The organism is Vibrio sp. R11-SG3-ISO3-SZ (assembly GCF_059834345.1).
Window position 1 is genome coordinate 1 of record NZ_JCBDGX010000012.1, and the last position, 16258, is coordinate 16258.

The following is a 16258-nucleotide window of genomic DNA, read 5'->3' on the forward strand; positions in this document are numbered from 1 at the left end:
ACGCAATGCCGCCGATGCGATTGCTGAAGACGCCAATACCGCAAAAGAAGACGATGCAAACGGGCATCGAGAGCACGGTAAGATTCAGATTCGCACTTGGCAGCGGGGCAGCGAGGTGTTGCTCTCGGTGACCGACAATGGCGCCGGCATCGCGGCGGAACACTTGGCGAGTCTGTTTGAGCCATTTTTTACCACCAAACCGGCAGGGAAGGGGGTGGGCTTAGGGCTCTCCGTCTCTCGCACGATTGTGGAAGAGTTTGGTGGGCGGTTGGAGGTGATTGCCGCCGATAGGGGCTGCGAGTTTCAGTTGAAACTCCAGTGCGCCGAATCGCCTGAAGCAGAATTAAGGAGTTCCTCATGACACACCCTTTTCCCCCGTCAGACGAGTTGGCGACGTTTGGTCACTCTTTGCCGCCCGAAGTCATCTTGGTTGATGATGAAAGTGCAATCCGCCGAGCGACCAAACAGTGGTTGCAGCTGGCCGGATTGAGCGTGCGAGATTTCGCCGATGCGCAGAGCGCCTTGGCCACCATTGATGCTCAAAGCCATTGTGTGGTGGTGTCTGACATCCGAATGCCAAAAATGGATGGCCTAGCGTTTGCCAAGGCAGTACAAACCATCGACAGTGATATTCCGGTGCTGCTGGTGACGGCGCATGGGGATGTCAAAATGGCGGTCGACGCGATGCGCGGTGGTGTGTATGACTTCATTGAAAAACCGGTAGAGCCAGATTTGTTGATTGACAGAATTCAGCGCGCTGGCGAGAAGCGGCGGCTTGTGTTGGAAAACCGGAACTTGCAGCGCTTACTCAGTCAGCGCCCTACGCTTGAAAGCAGAATGATTGGCGAGTCGCCAGTAATGAATGCCCTTCGTCAGCAGATCTTAATGCTCGGCCAAACTCCCGTGGATACAGTGATCAATGGCTCGACCGGGACCGGTAAAGAGCTGGTGGCGCGATGTTTACATGAGGTGAGCGCACGGCGTGATCATCCCTTTGTGGCGGTCAACTGCGGCGCCATACCGGACAATTTGTTTGAAAGTGAGCTGTTTGGTCATGAGAAGGGCGCGTTTACCGGCGCTCAGTCTAAGCGCATCGGGAAAATTGAGCACTCGAACAAAGGGACGCTGTTTCTTGATGAAATAGAGAGTATGCCGATCAGTTTTCAAATTAAGCTGCTGCGTGTGTTGCAAGAGAGGAAAGTGGAAAGAGTCGGTTCTAACCAAGAGATCGCATTGGATTTGTGGGTGATCGCGGCGAGTAAAGTCGATCTCAAACAGGCGTCTGAGCGGGGCGAGTTTCGTGAGGACCTCTATTACCGATTCAATGTCATGGAACTGCATTTGCCAGATTTGGCCGATCGCCGTGAAGACATTCCGCTCTTGTTCGAATTTTTTGCACGCAAAGCCGCGATGCAATACCAACGTGATTATCAGCCACTCAGCGACCAGGAGAGTTTGCTACTGTGTGAACAAGAGTGGCCCGGCAATGTGCGACAGTTGAAAAACAGTGCCGAGCGGTATGTATTGGGTATCGGCCAGGGCGTAAATTTGGCCAGCGTACTGGGGACGGAGCCGCTAACGCCGAGCCTGAGCTCAAACAACCTCGCGGATCGCGTGCACAGCTTTGAACGGCATGTGATTGTTCAAGCGTTTAAACGCCATAAAGGTAACGTGCAAGCAGTGATGGACGAATTGGAACTGCCACGACGCACACTTAACAACAAAATGACGCAATACGATATCCAGCGCCGTGACTTTGTGGATTAAAAACGAGCCGCTAGGTTATTTGCCGTCATTGTCCTCGATGACCGATAATTTGGCGCGGATAAACTCGCTGTGATCCACATACAAGAGTTCAGCGGTTTTTCTGATCACGGCGTCTTCAAGTGGGTCGATGTTGCCGTCGGCGTGTGCGACTTGCCACATGGCTTGAATCAACTCAAAACGCGTCTCTTGGGTGAGTGAACGAAGTTGGGAAGTAAAATCATACAGCGAGGCAGAGTGCTGCGTCGTCTCTTTTGCTCGGGATAGGAGGTGGGTTGCTTGTTGGTGATCAATCCCGACTAGACGCGACAGCAATTGCTGTTTGGCTTGGGCCTCTTCCTCGCTCACTTGGTGATCGGCACCGGCTACTTCGGACAGCAAACAGGCGATCGCCAGATGCGGATCTTGGCTTGATTGCTCTCCTAAGTCTTTGCCTTCCACCAATTGCTTAAAGAGTTTAGATAGCGCATTCATCATCGTTGTGACCTCAATACATTCGATATGATATATACATAGTGATGATTGACGGCGATCACAAGCCTCTTTACACAATCCTTACTTAACGCCACCTAAGAGCACTTAGTGGATGAAGTCGGGTCATTAACGGGATGGCTTTATGGGTGGAAAAGCGATGCGCTTGCCTTCAGACGTCAAAATTTCGATCGATTTGGGGGCACCTTTTTCATCGAGGTGGAGCTCGCCAATCGCGCTGGCATTAATCAGTCTGCGCAGTCCCTGGCTATCAGGATCACGTTTACGAACCTTCAAACGCTTACGTTTGGTAAACCAGTTGAGTGGCGAGCGCGGTGAATAGAGCAGTCTGTCCGCGTGATCGCAGATCGCCAACAAGGGCTCTGGGAACTGGCTCTTAAAGCCACTGCAGGTGAACTGATAAAGGTGTGGGCTATTTTTACGAAAGCGCAACTCTATATCATAAGCGAAAGAGTAGTGCACATCGCCAGAGAGAATAACAAAGTTGGTCGGCGTCTGGGTATGAGTGAAAATACTCAGTAAGGTGTTGGCACTGCCCGGGTGCGCCATCCAGTTTTCCGCATCCACCATCAAAGGTTTACCTAATAGGGTAACAATGCGTTGTAGCGTTTCGATAAATTTAACGCCAAACATAGGTGCAGGAGAAACGATGATCACTTTTTCTTGATGGAGCAAGGCTTGTTGCAGTTCCATCAACGCTTCCCAATCCATCAAACCTGACGGTTTGTTCATCCTAGATTCCGAGCGCCAGCGGCGGGTACGGGTATCGAGCACCACCACCTTAGGCGAGGTGTCAATGGTGTAATGCCACTGCTCAAAGCTGAGCAAATGCGCGATAAAAGCATCGTGATGCTGGGGGACGGGGTCTTCAAAATAGCGCTGCGCTAGACTGATAAACTCGGCGTCAAAATGGTCGGGTTCATTGCCCCACCCCTGACACAACCAGTAGCCGATCAGCGCGTTGCCAATAATCCGTTTGGAAAAGGGGTGCTGATAGACCTGATATTCCCAGCCGACGGTTAAATTCCAATCATCGGTGACATCGTGGTCGTCGAAAATCATGTAAGTGGGAATATGAGCCAACAACCGTGCTACCTTGGGCAAGCCCACCACAAACGCCTCCATGACGTTGGCTTCGTGCTCAAATGTGGTTTGCCATTGCTCGGGAATGGTCGGTAGTTCCGTCTCAGTGTTAGGCTTGTTGAGGCGTTCTCGATCCACATGTCGCCATAAGACGGGCGACCACACCAATAGATACATCGCGATAAATTCCGCGCAGGCAATCAGGTGGTTCTCTGCCCCCGTGGCGCTGAAAACAGGCTGCTCAGAGGGCTTAAAAAAGGCGTGCCACCAGCGCTCGTCTGGGTGGTAGGCGGGCAAAATGTGCTCTCGGCCATAGAGGTGATGAGTGTGTCGGCGCAGCGCTTTGTCATTGTCAACACAGGCCCCTTCAAACGTCTCTCCTCTCAGACCGAGCAGATCGATAACTTGATCAATGGCATCCAATGTCGGCCCTGCAACATGATCGGCGTAGATTTGGTCACCGGCCATCATCAGCAAATCTGGCCGCTCTTCAGGTGATTGGGCAGAGACTTTCGCTTCCATTGCCACCAGTGCATCACCGCTGGGGTGATGTGGGTTGCGGCACGACCCATGCACAACGTAGTTTGCTTGGGTCGACAGGTGAAAGTGTAAGCGGGTCTCACCGGGATAGAGCAAATAAGGCGCCAGTTCAGCCAGGCCACCGTGAGGGGTGACAAAGTCGTAACTCAGTGTTTCGTTGGCTGGGAAATGGCCGCGAAAATGTGCCAAGGTCACGTACGCGTGTTCGCCTATCTGAATCGATGAACACTGACTGAGTGAATCCTTCAATAGCGGTTGCCCTTGCTGGTAGAGCTCAAAAGAGCCGTGCAAAGGGGCAGAGGTGACCAACCAAAACACTAGATGTTCAGGCGTCGCTTTGCGCAGGATAGGGCCTGCAATGAGGTAAGGTAGTGTCGTTTCTTTACTCATCACTCTCTTTGGGGTTTGATGGCTCAAGTGCCAGGTCGGGGCCTTCGAGTCGCTCTATCACTTCTGAACTGGATTGCTCATGCGCCATCAAGACCAAAGCCAGCAGTGCATCGATTTTGCTTTCGCTATCACTAGGCTCATTGAGTAGCGAGCCTAAGCGTTGTCGAATGAGATCAATTTCGTGCTCGACAAAGCCTCGCCCTTCTTCCTCTCCGGAGGATTCATCAGGTGCAGTATCAAAATGCATAAACAGCAGATCACCGTCAACGTGAGTGTCGAGGAGTTGCTCGGGTAACCACTCATCGCCGGTGACGATGTCTGGGTCGTCACCTTGAGGTAACGCGCTTAGAAGTTTCTTTAGTTCAGATGCTTTCACAATGGTTCGATTTAAGAGATCATATAGCTATTCTAGCGGCTAACCGCGCTCAAACATAAGTACTAAGCACACTGATTGGCGACAAATTGTGTGGTTCAATCAATATTGGATACAAAATGGCAACAATCTCATCTCTTCATTGGCGCTCGTTTTCCTGCACCGCAGCGCTCACTTTAGCCGGCGTCAGTACTGCTCACGCAGACGTCTCTCAACCGGTTACGCAAAGTGAGCAGCAGTGGGGCATTGCAGCCATGGTGCGTACTGCGTCCATCCCATTTGATACGACGACTGGCGATCAATCGGTCAACACCTTCATTCCTATGCTGTTTTTTAGCGGCGACACCTTTTACATCGATGGCACTGAAGGCGGGGCGCATCTTTGGCGTGACGACAGCGAACAATGGCAACTTAATGCGTTGATGCGCTTGCGATTTGTCGACGTCCCTGCCTCAAAGCAAAACCAGCTTATCACCGACACGCTAGACGCCGGATTACAAGCACAATATAAGATCAATGATGAATGGCGAATGAATACCGAGTTAATGGCGGATTCGGATTTTCGCTTTCACGCCAACCTGACGTTTAAAGGGGAATATCAGTCGGGTGAGTGGCAATGGTCACCGTATGCCAAAGTGCGCTACAAAGACGCGGACTTCAACAGCTACTACTTCGCGATGTCCGAGTTTAGCGGCGAGACAGTCGGGGCAGGCGTTGATGTGAATGTGGGAATGAGTGCCCGTTATCATGTGATCTCGAATCTCTATCTTTTGGGTGAGACCAGTGTGACGCGCCTTGATGACAATGCCTATCAGGCCAACATGGTCCAAGACCGCTATCAAGGCGAGCTGTTTCTCGGCTTTGGCTTTTTTAATGATCAAGCACGCGCGCCAAAGTCTGAGCTGAATAACCATCGTTATCTTCGCGTCGCACACGGTTGGGCGACACCATCGAATATCGGTGAAATCTTCCGTTTTGATGCGGAAAAAGATCCTGATAACAACCAGTTGACGTCGCTGTTCTATGGCCATCCCTTAACGGATGAGTTGTTTGGCTTGCCGCTGGATATTTATTTGACGCCAGGGATCGTTCACCACTGGTCATCGGACGTACAATCGGCGTCAACCGAATACGTCGCGGCGATCAAAGCCTACTACACGTTCAACTGGCCAACGCAATGGCGCTTTGGCGTCGCGGAGGGGATGTCGTACATTGACAGCATCACCCATATTGAGGGGACAGAAATGGAACGTAAAGATAGAGAACCCAGCAAGCTTCTCAACTATCTTGATTTCTCATTTGATGTCAATGTGGGGTCATTGCTCGGCAATACCGACCTGAAACGTCTCTGGTTTGGCTACTCTCTGCATCATCGCAGCGCCATTTTCGAAAAAGCCTCTCAGTATGGTCGTATTAAAGGTGGCAGCAATTACAATACCGTATATCTGCAATACGAGTTCTAATGAGTCGGCGTATTAGCGCCTCCTTTTCCCTGTCACGCGCCCAGTATGTTTGCGACGGGCGCGTCGCCACACAGTTGTGATACAATCCGCGCAGTTTTATCGACAGTAACAAAATAGGACATGCTTTGACCTCGTCACAGCCAGATAAAAAGAGCGCGCCAGCCGCGCAAGTGAATTCACCCGCTCAATTACGTAAGGCGCTGGAGCAGTGTATGCTTCGCGATCGCTTTCGTTTCAGTAAACGCATCAGCGGGGCAAGTAAAATCAAAAAGGACGCGGCGCGTCATGCCGCGTTTGATGACATCGCACTCGATATGGCCAAGTCTATCATGCAGGCCGAGCTGCGAGGGCAACACACGCCGACTATCGACTACCCAGCGCAGCTGCCGGTCAGTCAAAAGAAAGACGACATCGCGAAGGCGATTGCTGAGCATCAGGTCGTGATTGTGGCCGGTGAAACCGGCTCAGGTAAAACGACTCAGTTGCCTAAAATTTGTGCCGAGCTTGGCCGTGGTCAGTATGGCTTGATTGGCCATACCCAGCCCCGTCGTCTTGCAGCGCGCTCAGTAGCGAACCGTATTGCTGAAGAGATGGAAACGCCGCTCGGCGAGTTTGTCGGCTACAAAGTGCGTTTTAACGATCAGATTTCTGACAACACCCAGATCAAGTTGATGACAGACGGTATTTTGCTGGCTGAAATTCAACACGATCGTTTTCTCAATCAATACGACACCATCATTATCGATGAAGCGCACGAGCGCAGTCTGAACATTGATTTCATCCTCGGCTATCTGAAAGAGCTGTTGCCAAAGCGCCCTGATCTGAAAATCATCATTACCTCGGCGACCATCGATCCAGAGCGTTTTTCAAAGCACTTCAACCAGGCTCCGATCATTGAAGTTTCTGGTAGAACCTACCCAGTGGAGACGCGCTATCGCCCACTGAGCGGTGAAGACGAAAGCGATCGTGATCAGCTTGAAGGTATTTTTGATGCGGTGGATGAGCTGTGCGATGAAGGGCTCGGCGACATTTTGATCTTCATGAACGGTGAGCGTGAAATTCGCGACACCGCGGACGCACTCGCTAAACGCAACCTGAAAAGTACCGAAATTGTGCCTTTGTACGCGCGATTGTCTGCAGGTGAGCAGAACAAAATTTTCCAACCTCACGCAGGGCGTCGAATTGTGCTCGCGACCAACGTCGCGGAAACCTCGCTAACGGTACCGGGAATCAAATACGTGATTGATCCTGGTACGGCGCGCATCAGTCGTTATAGTTACCGCACCAAAGTTCAGCGCTTACCGATTGAGCCCATTTCACAAGCCAGCGCCAATCAGCGTAAAGGTCGCTGTGGACGTGTGGAAGAGGGGATCTGTATTCGCCTCTACTCAGAAGAGGATTTTAACTCTCGCCCAGAGTTTACCGATCCTGAGATCTTGCGCACCAACTTAGCGTCAGTCATTTTGCAGATGACGGCTCTGGGTCTTGGTGATATCGAAGCTTTCCCATTTGTTGAAGCGCCTGATAAGCGAAACATCCAAGACGGTGTGCGTTTGCTCGAAGAACTTGGGGCGATCAACGAAAAAGGCAAAGATCCGAAAAAACGTCTTACTCCAACTGGGCGTCAATTGGCCCGTTTGCCGATTGACCCACGTTTGGCGCGTATGGTGTTGGAAGCGCCGAAGTATGGCGCACTCAAAGAGGTGATGGTGATTGCCTCTGCGCTCTCCATTCAAGATCCGAGGGAGCGCCCAAGCGACAAACAGCAATCGTCTGATGATAAACATCGCCGCTTTTTCCATGAAGAATCGGACTTTCTGACCTTCGTTAACCTGTGGGATTACATCCAAAAGCAGCAGAAAAAATTGACGGGCAACCAGTTCCGAAAGCAGTGTAAAGAGGACTATCTCAACTACTTGCGAATTCGTGAGTGGCAAGATGTCTATTTCCAACTGCATCAGTCAATGCGAGAGATGGATGCCAAACTCAATGATGAGCCTGCGAGTTACCAAGGGGTGCACAGTGCACTGCTAGTGGGGCTATTGTCTCATATCGGTATGAAAGATCAGGAGAAGAATGAGTACCAAGGGGCGCGCAATGCGCGTTTTCATATCTTTCCTGCCTCTGGCCTATTCAAAAAGCAACCTAAGTGGATTGTCTCTGCCGAGCTGGTGGAAACATCCAAACTTTGGGGCCGCATTATTGCCAAGATTCAGCCTGAGTGGGTGGAACCTCTAGCGAAGCACCTAATCAAACGAAGCCACAGTGAGCCTCATTGGTCGAAGAAACGCGCAGCGGTCATGGCGTATGAAAAAGTGATGCTGTATGGCATCCCTATTGTACCCAAGCGCTTAGTCAACTACGGAACGATTGATGCTGCGGTCAGCCGCGAAATCTTCATTCGCAGCGCATTGGTTGAGGGAGAGTGGGAAACCAAACACGCTTTCTTCAAGCAAAACCGTAAGCTACTCCAAGAAGTGGAAGAGCTCGAGCACAAGTCACGTCGACGAGATATTTTGGTCGATGATGATGAGCTGTTTGATTTTTACGATCAGCGTGTGGGGACGGACGTCGTTTCTGGGCGCTATTTCGATACTTGGTGGAAAGCGGCGGCAAAAGAGAATCCTGAGCTGCTCAATTTCGAGAAAGAGATGCTGTTCAAAGGTGATGCGAGCCATGTGACTGAGCTCGATTATCCGAATTTCTGGTATCAAAATGGTCTCAAACTCAAATTGAGCTATCAGTTCGAGCCCGGTGAGAATAGTGACGGTGTCACTGTGCACATTCCACTGCCGATTTTGAACCAAGTGGAACCCGTGGGGTTTGACTGGCAAATTCCTGGCCTGCGCCATGAGTTGGTTGTCAGCCTGATTAAATCCTTGCCCAAAACGGTGCGGAAAAACTTTGTCCCCGCGCCCAACTACGCGGATGCCTTTCTTGCCCGTGTGACGCCGATGGCGCTGCCACTGCTCGATGCATTGGAAAAAGAGCTGCGCCGCATGACGGGTGTGGAAGTGTTACGTGAAGATTGGAATCTTGCTCAGCTCCCTGATCATTTGAAAGTGACGTTCCGCGCGGTTGATCATCGCAACCGTAAGCTGAAAGAGAACAGCGATTTGCATGCGCTCAAAGAGAGCCTGAAAGAGCAGGTGCAAGAGACGTTATCGAAAGTGGCCGATGATGATATCGAACAGCAAGGTCTGCACACGTGGAGTTTTGGTGAACTGCCAAAAGTCTACCAGCAGAAGCGGGGTGGGTATGATGTCAAAGCTTACCCTGCCATCATCGATAGCAAAGACAGCGTAGAAATCAAGCTGTTTGAAACGGAGCAAGAGCAGATTCAAGCAATGCAAGCGGGTCAGCGCCGTTTGATTTTGCTCAATGTGCCATCGCCGATTAAGTATCTGCACGCTAATCTGCCTAACAAATCGAAACTCGGTCTCTACTTTAACCCGTATGGCAAAGTGATGGATTTGATTGACGACTGCATCGCGTGTGGCGTCGATAAGCTCATTGAAGAGCAGGGCGGTTTGGTGTGGCAGCCTGAGAAGTTTGAGCAGCTGAAAGAGCATGTACGCGGCGAGCTTGGCGACACGGTCGTGGATATCGCAAAGCAAGTCGAAACAATATTAACGACCGCGTTTAACATCAACAAAAAGCTCAAAGGCAAAATCGACTTTACGATGGCGTTCGCTTTATCAGACATCAAAGCGCAAATCGAAGGGTTGATCTTCAAAGGGTTTGCGACGGAATGCGGCTGGAAGCGATTACCAGACATCTTGCGTTACATGAAAGCGATTGAACGTCGGATGGAAAAACTGCCCATCGACCCGAATAAAGATAGGCTGCATATGCTGAAAATTGAGTCGGTGACCAATGATTACAAGGAGCTGCTCAATAAGATCCCTAAAGGGATGGCCATTCCTGAGTCCGTTAAAGAGATTCGCTGGATGATAGAGGAGCTGCGTGTCAGTTACTTTGCCCAGCAACTGGGTACGCCGTACCCGGTGTCAGACAAACGGGTGAAGAATGCGATAGATGATATCTAAGGTTACTTACCGAGTACGATTAAACAGTGAATAGGTAGGCATAATAATTGCTTAGATTTAATCACGGTACGGTATTTTGACGATTGACAGGTAATGGATTGCCGCTTGCTACTCTCCATTACCTTTTTAAACGAGAGAAGGTTAATTATGAAAAAAACACTACTAGCGCTCGCTTTGATTGGGGCATCAGCGACCGCGTCAGCAGACTCATGGATTTACGGCGGCGCTTCAGTCGGTAACTCGGATTTCTTAGGAGATAGTTCAACGGCGTACAATGTTCATGTCGGTACGGGTATTTTGCCTTTTATTGGCCTTGAGGCGGGCTATAACAATCTTGGTGAGTTTGAGACGGGTACTTCAAAGGTCAAACTAGACAACGTTTACTTTGCGGCAAAACCAAGCATCAATCTTGGTCCACTTCAAGTGTATGGTAAAGCTGGCGTGCACTCTTGGGAGCAATCTTCAAGCAACGCAGCACTAGAAGATGATGGCTACGACATCATGCTTGGTGTGGGTGCGGATTACCAAATCTTTGGCCCGCTCACTGTCGGTGCCAAATATGAGAACTACAAAATGGATAAAGAAGACATGGGTGTGTTCTCGCTAACGGCGTCATTGAACTTCCTGTAATCTTTGTTTACCAAATTTCTTAAGCGGCCAAATTGGCCGCTTTTGGGTTTTATACCTTCCCATCCAGCCTTAACGTAATCCTCGCGTAAGCCGGCTAAACCTAAAGCCATAGGTTTTGACGATTGAATATATAGGCGAAATAACCTCGTGAAATAGACAAATCTTTTCTATGCTTCCTGTGTCAATTCAAGCAATTCCTACACAACGTCAGGCTGTGTTTTTGATTTAGATCAAATAGGGTTTTCAGTGCCCCTGCCAACATAGATGTGGTTTAGGAACAAATACACAAGAGCAAGAAAGGGATAAGCAATGAAAGATCAAAGCACTCAAGGGGCTGGTCAATGCCCGGTAATGCACGGTAGCCATACCGATGCCAGTTCATCCAATGTCGCGTGGTGGCCAAAGGCGTTGAACCTAGACATCTTGCATCAACATGACAGCAAAACGAATCCTCTCGGCGCGGATTTCAACTATCGAGAAGAGCTCAAAAAACTCGACGTAGAAGCGCTTAAACAAGATTTAAAAGCGTTGATGACCAACAGCCAAGAGTGGTGGCCTGCAGACTGGGGACACTATGGTGGCTTGATGATTCGTATGGCGTGGCACTCAGCAGGTAGCTACCGTACCGAGGACGGTCGCGGGGGCGGTTCGACCGGTAACCAGCGCTTTGCACCACTCAACTCTTGGCCAGATAACGCCAACCTAGACAAAGCACGTCGGTTACTTTGGCCAATCAAACGCAAATACGGCAACAAAATCAGCTGGGCGGATTTAATGATTCTTGCCGGTAATATGGCGTATGAATCAATGGGCTTTAAGACCTTTGGTTTTGCCTTTGGTCGTGAAGACATTTGGCACCCAGAAAAAGACATCTATTGGGGTAGCGAGCAAGAGTGGCTAGCGCCATCTGGCTCAGAGAATAGCCGTTACTCCGGTGAGCGTGATCTTGAAAACCCATTGGCTGCGGTAATGATGGGCCTTATTTACGTTAACCCAGAAGGGGTCGACGGTAACCCAGATCCACTCAAAACCGCTCAAGATATGCGCGTGACGTTTGCGCGTATGGCGATGAACGATGAAGAGACAGTGGCACTGACGGCAGGTGGACACACCGTCGGTAAGGCGCACGGTAACGGTGACGCGGGCGAGCTTGGTCCAGATCCAGAAGCAGCAGGTCTTGAAGAGCAAGGTATGGGCTGGATGAACCACAAGTCGCGTGGCATTGGTCGCAACACAGTGACCAGTGGTATCGAAGGTGCCTGGACAACTAACCCAACCCAATGGGACGACGGCTACTTTGATTTGCTGTTTAAGTATGAGTGGCAGCTCACCAAGAGCCCAGCTGGTGCGTGGCAATGGGAGCCGGTGGATATCGCAGAAGAAGATAAGCCGGTTGATGTGGAAGACTCATCAAAACGTTACAATCCAATGATGACAGACGCTGACATGGCGCTGAAAGTGGATCCTGAGTACCGTAAGATTTCTGAGCGTTTCCACAAAGATCCTGCCTATTTCGATGAAGTATTCGCCAGAGCATGGTTCAAGTTAACCCACCGCGATCTTGGTCCGAAAGCGCGCTACTTCGGCCCTGATGTTCCAGCGGAAGATTTGATTTGGCAAGACCCAATCCCAGCAGGGAAATCCGACTACGATGTTGCGGGTTTGAAAGCGGCGATCGAAGCAAGCAACCTGAGCGTCAGTGAATTGGTAACAACGGCTTGGGATAGCGCTCGTACCTTCCGTGGTTCGGATAACCGTGGCGGTGCAAACGGTGCGCGTATCCGTCTTGCTCCACAAAATAACTGGGAAGGCAACGAGCCTGAGCGTTTAGCCAAGGTACTGGCTGTGCTAGAAGCGCTTGCTGCGCAGTTTGGCGCTAGTGTTGCGGATACCATCGTACTCGCCGGTAATGTCGGTGTAGAAAAAGCGATTAAAGCGGCTGGGTTCAATGTGCCTGTTCCGTTTGCACCGGGTCGAGGTGATGCGACCGATGTGATGACGGATGTGGAGTCTTTCGACGTGCTGGAGCCTTTAGCGGATGGTTTCCGTAACTGGCAGAAGAAACACTACGTGGTGAACCCAGAAGAAATGCTGCTCGACCGAGCTCAGTTGATGGGCCTAACGGCGCCAGAAATGACAGTACTGCTTGGCGGTCTGCGCGTTATTGGCACTAATCACGCTGGTACTGAGCATGGTGTGTTTACTGACCGTGTCGGAGCACTGACCAACGACTTCTTCGTTAATCTAACGGATATGGCGTACAGTTGGGAACCGAAAGGTCGCAACCTGTACCACATCAATGACCGTAAGACAGGCGAAACTAAGTGGACAGCCACACGCGTTGACTTAGTCTTTGGTTCTAACTCTATCCTGCGCGCTTACGCTGAGGTGTACGCACAAGACGATAACCAAGAGAAATTGGTTAAGGATTTCGTCGCGGCGTGGACCAAAGTTATGAACGCGGATCGTTTTGATTTAGCGTAACTCTTGTTACCTAGTCTAGGTTTCACAAACCGCTCTTCGGAGCGGTTTTTTTGTGGCGGATTTTTTGTGAGAGGTTGAGGGGTAGTGAATAGTGTGATCAAAGAGGTTTCCAATCATGAGCAAAATGGGTCACAGTGTTGCCATGTGAGTGACTCGAACCAATAAGGAACAGGCATGACTAACCAACCACCTCTGATGTTGAACAAGGCGACCACGGGATTGCTGATCATCGATGTGCAAGGTGAGTTGGCGCGTCTTGTACAAGAGAGTGATGCGCTGATAGCGCATTGTCTCGCCTTAGTGGAAGCGGCGAAAACTCTAGCGCTGCCTATTGTCTGGGTCGAGCAACACCCAGATAAATTGGGCAATACGACGCCTGAGCTTCAAGCCGCCTTAACCCCGCATCAACCATTGGCAAAATGGACATTTGACGCCAATGCTGAGCCAGCGGTGGTGGAGGCTCTCAATCAAAGCGCTCGAACCCAGTGGTTAGTGTGTGGCATAGAGACGCACATTTGCGTCTATCAAACAGTGCTTGGGCTTAAGCGTTTGGGATGGGAGCCTCATCTTGTGGTGGACGCAACATCATCGCGAACGATGAGCAACAAGCAGTTGGCGTTAGAGAAGATAGCGCGAAGCGGTATAGCGCTGACTAGCGTGGAAATGGCGCTCTATGAACTGGTGAAAGATTGCCGAGACCCTGACTTTAAAGCGCTATTAAACCTGGTGAAATCACTCTCCAACCGGCAATCTCCCAGATAACAAAACGGCCTCGTAATGAGGCCGTTGGACAATGAATAGCGAGTGGCTTGCGATTAAGCTTCTTGCTTTTGCAGCTCTTGCTGTTTCTCTTCTTCAACCAATGCATCAACGATAACCGCACACGCTGCATCACCTGTGATGTTAAGCGCAGTACGAATCATGTCAAAAATACGGTCTAAAGCGAACAGCAGTGGTAGACCTTCGATTGGAATACCCGCCGCAAGCAGGACAGCAACCACAAGGAATGATGGACCCGGTACGCCCGCTTGGCCAACTGCACCTAAGGTCGACGTGACGATGATCGCAATGTATGCACCCATCGATAGGTCAATATTGAACAGTTGTGCGAAGAAGATGGCCACCAAGCCGTAGTAAATGGCGTTACCAGACATGTTGATGGTCGCACCTAGCGGCAGTACGAATGATGCCGTTGAGTTTTTCACACCCAGCTCGTGCTCCACGGTGTCCATGGTGACGGGTAGTGTCGCCATTGAAGAGGCCGTCGACAGTGCTACCGCTTGTGGCTTCTTCATTGCAACTAGGAACTTCTTCGCAGATGTCTTCGTGAAGATGTGAACCATCAGCGGGTAGGCAATGAAACCGAAGATAAGAATCGCGGCAACGTAGACAACGAATAGTTTGAATACCACCATGAGCGCGCCAAATCCAAACGTACCGACCGCTTCAGCCATCAGACCAAATACACCAATAGGAGCAATGATCATCACTTTGTTGATCATCCAAACCATCGCATCAACAATGCAGTTTACGCCGTTGATGATAGGTTCGCGGCGCTCTTTCGCTTGCTTTGAAATCGCAATACCAAAGAACAGACAGAACACAAGGATCTGAAGGATGTTCGCATCATTGAGTGATTGGAAAACGTTGGTTGGGATCATACCAGTGACGGTTGCCCAGAAAGTTGGAAGTTCACCCTTTGAAGCGTACTCAGCTGAGAACATGCCTTCAACACCAGAGACATCAATACCTAGACCCGGTTTGAAGACTTCACCCATTACCAAAGCGAGGGCAACGGCAGCGGCAGAGGTCAGGCCGAAGTAGGCCAGTGTAGTGATGCCCACTTTACCCGCATTTGAGCTGTTGCCCAGACCCGCAGCCCCTGAGATCAATGCCACAGCGACCAATGGGATCACGAGCATCTTGATTAGGTTGATAAAGATGGCACCAAGAGGCGCAAATACTGTCGCACCATCACCCATCATGGCACCAACGGCAGTACCAACGATCATTGCAATCACGACTTGCACGCCGATGTTGCTTAGCAAACTCTTTTCTTTTAACACTTCCATAACCTCTGTGCTAATAAATTATAAAATCCTAGAATTACCCTCTAAGTGAAAACTTATCTTTGGATAATAATATCGTGAGGTTTTTTACACGTAATTTTTACAATTGGCAATAGTCGGAGGGAGTGATCGGAGGAATAAAATACAAATTTATTGATAAGCGACAAGTTTTCACAACAAAGCAAACGTTTGCTTGTTTCGGTTTAATGGTAAATATAATGACTTGGCGAATAACTTGGGATGGAATGATTGATTGGAGGGGTTGTTTGTTTTGTTAATGAAATGTTCGGTTTCTCACAAAAGTGAGAAACCGACTTCATAGAAAGTAAAACGGAAAGGGATTAGCGCTGTGTGGCCGCTTTCATCTCGCGAGTGAAAGTGGCGAGTTCCGTTAACATTTTTTCACAATCTTCGCGGTTTGTTTCGATGATTTTTACCACGGCCGACCCTGAGATCGCGCCTGCTGCACCGGCATCGAGCGCTTGTTTGACCTGACTAGGCTGCGAAATACCGAAACCGAGTAACGCCGGTGGCGCATCGAACTGGCGCAGTTTATCCAGCATATGATCAACGGGCATGTTTGCTTTGGTTTCTGCACCGGTGACCCCGGCACGTGAGAGCAAATAGGTATAACCACCACCTAGGCTAGCCACCTGCTTCAACGTTTCGTCACTGGCGGTCGGCGGGGCGATGAAAATCGGGTGTACACCAAATTTCTCCGCGGCGGCGACAAACTCGGCACTTTCATTGGTGGGAACGTCGGCGATCAATACCGAATCAATGCCTACTTGGGCACAGCGTTGGTAAAAATGCTCAATACCGCGTGCGTAGACGAGGTTGGCATACATCAACAGACCGATCGGTAGCTCAGGGTATTGCGCGCGAATTTTGCCGATTTGCTCAAAACAGATATCGGGTGTC

At 50.2% G+C, this 16258-nt stretch carries 12 protein-coding genes; 7 read left to right on the plus strand and 5 right to left on the minus strand.

Annotated features, from left to right (window positions below; translation table 11 throughout):
* Nucleotides 1–361 (plus strand): sensor histidine kinase (locus tag AC6R1O_RS01615; RefSeq protein WP_500656389.1); only part of this gene is annotated, 361 nt, incomplete at its 5' end.
* Nucleotides 358–1767 carry a sigma-54-dependent transcriptional regulator gene (locus AC6R1O_RS01620; RefSeq protein ID WP_500630389.1) on the plus strand — a complete coding sequence of 470 codons (1410 nt, stop codon included), beginning with the start codon at nucleotides 358–360 and terminating at the stop codon, nucleotides 1765–1767. The genes AC6R1O_RS01615 and AC6R1O_RS01620, both read left to right, overlap by 4 nt.
* A gap of 15 nt (nucleotides 1768–1782) precedes the next feature.
* Here the strand turns inward: AC6R1O_RS01620 and AC6R1O_RS01625 are convergent, their stop codons facing one another.
* The 3 genes from AC6R1O_RS01625 to AC6R1O_RS01635 form a co-directional block, all read right to left on the minus strand.
* Nucleotides 1783–2241, minus strand: a complete 459-nt coding sequence (locus AC6R1O_RS01625; RefSeq protein ID WP_500630390.1) for a tellurite resistance TerB family protein — start codon at nucleotides 2239–2241, stop codon at nucleotides 1783–1785.
* A gap of 123 nt (nucleotides 2242–2364) precedes the next feature.
* Entirely contained in the window at nucleotides 2365–4269 is a 1905-nt protein-coding gene (locus AC6R1O_RS01630; RefSeq protein WP_500656390.1) for a metallophosphoesterase family protein, read from the minus strand.
* Nucleotides 4262–4645 (minus strand): VC1380 family protein, encoded by a 384-nt coding sequence (locus tag AC6R1O_RS01635; protein WP_500630392.1) that lies wholly within the window; start codon nucleotides 4643–4645, stop codon nucleotides 4262–4264. The genes AC6R1O_RS01630 and AC6R1O_RS01635 overlap by 8 nt, the downstream gene beginning before the upstream one ends.
* Before the next feature lie 116 nt (nucleotides 4646–4761).
* Between AC6R1O_RS01635 and AC6R1O_RS01640 the strand changes: the two genes are divergently transcribed.
* The 5 genes from AC6R1O_RS01640 (at nucleotide 4762) to AC6R1O_RS01660 (ending at nucleotide 14030) form a co-directional block, all read left to right on the plus strand.
* On the plus strand, nucleotides 4762–6105 hold the full coding sequence (locus AC6R1O_RS01640) for a MipA/OmpV family protein (RefSeq protein WP_500656391.1): 1344 nt from the start codon (nucleotides 4762–4764) through the stop codon (nucleotides 6103–6105).
* 125 nt (nucleotides 6106–6230) lie between these two features.
* Entirely contained in the window at nucleotides 6231–10154 is a 3924-nt protein-coding gene (gene hrpA, locus AC6R1O_RS01645) for an ATP-dependent RNA helicase HrpA (protein ID WP_500656392.1), read from the plus strand.
* Between the two features lie 147 nt (nucleotides 10155–10301).
* Nucleotides 10302–10784, plus strand: a complete 483-nt coding sequence (locus AC6R1O_RS01650; protein WP_487901182.1) for an outer membrane beta-barrel protein — start codon at nucleotides 10302–10304, stop codon at nucleotides 10782–10784.
* A gap of 309 nt (nucleotides 10785–11093) precedes the next feature.
* Entirely contained in the window at nucleotides 11094–13268 is a 2175-nt protein-coding gene (gene katG, locus AC6R1O_RS01655; RefSeq protein ID WP_500656393.1) for a catalase/peroxidase HPI, read from the plus strand.
* A gap of 195 nt (nucleotides 13269–13463) precedes the next feature.
* Entirely contained in the window at nucleotides 13464–14030 is a 567-nt protein-coding gene (locus AC6R1O_RS01660) for an isochorismatase family protein (RefSeq protein ID WP_500656395.1), read from the plus strand.
* Nucleotides 14031–14083: 53 nt separating this feature from the next.
* On the opposite strand, the gene AC6R1O_RS01665 is transcribed toward AC6R1O_RS01660, so the two are convergent.
* Together AC6R1O_RS01665 and trpA are read right to left on the minus strand one after the other, a co-directional pair.
* A complete protein-coding gene (locus AC6R1O_RS01665) occupies nucleotides 14084–15340 on the minus strand; it encodes a dicarboxylate/amino acid:cation symporter (RefSeq protein WP_500633786.1) in 1257 nt (418 codons plus the stop codon).
* A gap of 338 nt (nucleotides 15341–15678) precedes the next feature.
* On the minus strand, nucleotides 15679–16258 hold a 580-nt coding region (trpA, locus tag AC6R1O_RS01670), incomplete at its 5' end, for a tryptophan synthase subunit alpha (protein ID WP_500656394.1).